Genomic DNA, 2,528 nt, shown 5'->3' on the forward strand with positions numbered 1-2,528 from the left:
TTTGGCTTAACCCTGAAAATGAAATTTGCGCAAAAAATGAGCCTTGTCTCAATGCTGCGTGACCAATGAAGGTGCAACTATGTTGACACACACCGTGAGGGGGATGATAATGGGACAAAATGATGCAATAACCTTAAATCCTATTGAAGTTGATAAAGTTGTTCAATGTATGTCCCAATCTAAGTTACTAGAGTTTATTAGTACTACTGATGTGCGAGTCTCCATCGCTGGTGGATGCTTTGGCATTGACGTGCCTATGGTCAAGTTTATTTAATGATTGCAGCAAGTTACAATGTATTTGTTAATATGCATTGCTCACCTATTATGGGGGCTTAAACACGTATTTTTGAAGTAGGTGTAGTAGGTATAATATTGGGTTAACTGTAAACATGACCAAACATGTTTGGCAGGATGTGTGTTTTGAAATGATTGGTAATAGCAACGGCATAGGTACTATGTTGGATATCACTTCAAAACATCAAGTATGCTTTCTACCATGCATTGTTAGATCTATCGTATAAGTACCGTTGGTTCAGTCATATCCAGATTGTTGGGGTAAAATTGGCATAGTCTATGCTTTCTAATTGACATGTTTAAAGCTTAATAAGGATGCAAAGAGGTGTGTTATGATTAAAACATTGAAGAACTGGTGGAATCAAGAAGAATTGAGTCCAGAAGAGCCTGAGTTGAAATTGGCGGTAACCAAATTGATGGTTGGTATGATGGCGATGGATGGCAATGTGGACGATGTTGAGTATGGCGAAGTTATTCGATTGCTCAATGAAAACTATAACCTTAGTATAGAAGAATCGAAAGCATTGGTTGAAGATGCGATGGACAATGGCCGTGATGATTTGCATTTTTCTAAAGTTGTGGCGCAAATAGAAAAAAGTTTCTCCGTTGAAGAACGGGCGAAAATTTTAAAGAAAGTCTGGTCAATTGCTTTAGCCGATGGTGATGTAGACTTTATGGAAGAGCAGTATATCAACCGCTTGTCAGGTTTGATTGGTGTGCCACCTGTAATGTTAAGCGAGTTAAAAAGCGAGCAAGAGCGGCTTTATCCCAATTTAAATCATAGTCAGCGTTACCAAGATCCAACACAAGTTTAAGTGTACTTTTGCAATGCAAATCAACAGATAATTAACTGTAGATAAGCAGCTTGTATTACTGACTTATTTCACCATAATATAAAATTAGAAAATACCACTTGCGTTATGTTATCTTGTCATTATAGTGCGCCGTCCATCGGTTTTGGTCGATGGAGAATTGGCCGGCATAGCTCAGTTGGTAGAGCACTTCACTTGTAATGAAGATGTCACGGGTTCGACTCCTGTTGCCGGCTCCAGTTCAAAGATATGCGCAGTATGCCTTGAGCTGCTGCGCATATTTTTACTAAACTTCGGTTTAGTAAGGTTGGGAGAGGTTCCAGAGTGGCTAAATGGGGCAGACTGTAAATCTGCTGGCTCCGCCTACGGTGGTTCGAATCCACCCCTCTCCACCATTTTATAAAGGGGTTTAGGCCTCTTGGTTGCGGGTATGGTACAATGGTAGAACCTCAGCCTTCCAAGCTGATGATGCGAGTTCGATTCTCGCTACCCGCTCCAGTTTGGTTGTAAGGTTGGTGTGGCCTTGATTGCCCAGGTAGCTCAGGGGTAGAGCACATCCTTGGTAAGGATGAGGTCGCGGGTTCAATTCCCGCCCTGGGCTCCAGTGGTTGCAAGCCATGTGTGAAGTTTGTAGTTAAATGTAATGTGTAGGAGAGAGTAAATGTCTAAGGAAAAGTTTGAACGTAACAAGCCGCATGTGAACATTGGTACCATTGGTCACGTGGATCACGGTAAAACCACATTAACAGCAGCTATCACCAAAGTATTGGCTGAAGGTGGCGGGGCTGAGTTTAAGGACTACGCTGACATCGATGGTGCACCAGAAGAGCGTGAGCGCGGTATTACCATTTCAACTGCACATGTTGAATATGAAACAGATGCTCGTCATTACGCACACGTGGATTGCCCAGGCCATGCCGACTATGTTAAAAACATGATTACTGGTGCTGCACAAATGGATGGTGCGATTCTTGTTGTATCGGCTGCAGATGGTCCAATGCCACAAACACGTGAGCATGTTTTGTTGGCAAAACAAGTGAACGTGCCTCATATCGTTGTGTATTTGAACAAAGCAGACATGGTTGATGACGAAGAGCTGCTTGAATTGGTGGAAATGGAAGTTCGTGAGCTTCTTGAATCTTATGATTTCCCGGGTGATGACATTCCTGTTGTTACGGGTTCTGCGCTTAAAGCTTTGGAAGGTGATACTTCTGAAATTGGTGCGCCTTCAATTCACCGTTTGATGGAAGCGGTGGATTCATATATTCCAACACCAGAACGTGATGTAGATAAACCATTCTTGATGCCAATCGAAGATGTGTTTTCAATTTCTGGTCGTGGTACTGTGGTTACAGGTCGTATTGAGCAAGGCGTATTGAATGTTGGTGACGACATTGAAATCGTTGGTATTCGTGACACAAC

General features: G+C 42.4%; 3 protein-coding genes and 4 tRNA genes. All 7 read left to right on the plus strand.

The window, feature by feature from the left end; all coding sequences use genetic code 11:
• The first annotated feature begins 109 nt into the window (after positions 1-109).
• Positions 110-274: a hypothetical protein gene (locus tag DM09_RS00480; protein WP_157753572.1), complete on the plus strand. Its 165-nt coding sequence runs from the start codon at positions 110-112 to the stop codon at positions 272-274.
• Positions 275-626: 352 nt separating this feature from the next.
• On the plus strand, positions 627-1,109 hold the full coding sequence (locus DM09_RS00485) for a tellurite resistance TerB family protein (protein WP_081881024.1): 483 nt from the start codon (positions 627-629) through the stop codon (positions 1,107-1,109).
• Between the two features lie 160 nt (positions 1,110-1,269).
• Positions 1,270-1,345 (plus strand) — tRNA-Thr (locus DM09_RS00490).
• Between the two features lie 71 nt (positions 1,346-1,416).
• A tRNA-Tyr gene (locus DM09_RS00495) sits at positions 1,417-1,501 on the plus strand.
• A gap of 29 nt (positions 1,502-1,530) precedes the next feature.
• Positions 1,531-1,604, plus strand: a tRNA-Gly gene (locus DM09_RS00500).
• Positions 1,605-1,635: 31 nt separating this feature from the next.
• Positions 1,636-1,710: transfer RNA gene (locus tag DM09_RS00505), tRNA-Thr, on the plus strand.
• Positions 1,711-1,767: 57 nt separating this feature from the next.
• On the plus strand, positions 1,768-2,528 hold a 761-nt coding region (locus tag DM09_RS00510; protein ID WP_038246662.1), incomplete at its 3' end, for an elongation factor Tu.

Origin of the sequence: Ghiorsea bivora (assembly GCF_000744415.1) — a bacterium.
GTDB classification, from domain to species: Bacteria; Pseudomonadota; Zetaproteobacteria; order Mariprofundales; family Mariprofundaceae; genus Ghiorsea; species Ghiorsea bivora.